The sequence below is a fragment of the Bartonella sp. AA81SXKL genome, assembly GCF_042196945.1.
In the GTDB taxonomy this organism is placed as follows: Bacteria; Pseudomonadota; Alphaproteobacteria; order Rhizobiales; family Rhizobiaceae; genus Bartonella.
Window position 1 is genome coordinate 357 of record NZ_JBHIRH010000204.1, and the last position, 402, is coordinate 758.

Genomic DNA, 402 nt, shown 5'->3' on the forward strand with positions numbered 1-402 from the left:
TTTATTATTTTGAAAAAAAGCAAAAAATAAATTGATAAGAAGCACTCTTTACTCCATTTAAAATCCAAAATCATTATTGATATGCTATATAAATTTTTATGTTTTATAAAATGTGACATAGTCTCATGAAAAAGGAGGTCTCATGGCTTACTGGCTTTTTAAATCTGAACCCCATAAATGGTCATGGGACATGCAGAAGCAAAAAGGTGCTGATGGCGAACAATGGGATGGTGTCCGCAATTATCAAGCCCGTAACAATATGCGCGCCATGAAATATGGCGATAAAGGCTTTTTTTATCATTCAAATAAAGGATTAGAAATCGTAGGCATTGTAGAAGTCTGTGCTGAAGCACACCCAGACTCTACAACCGCAGATCCACGTTGGGAATGTGTAAATATCCG

1 protein-coding gene is annotated in these 402 nt (G+C 35.8%); it reads left to right on the top strand.

Going from position 1 to position 402, the window contains the following annotated elements:
• Positions 1-142 precede the first annotated feature (142 nt).
• Positions 143-402 (top strand): EVE domain-containing protein (locus ACFINZ_RS10605; RefSeq protein WP_375701494.1); only part of this gene is annotated, 260 nt, incomplete at its 3' end.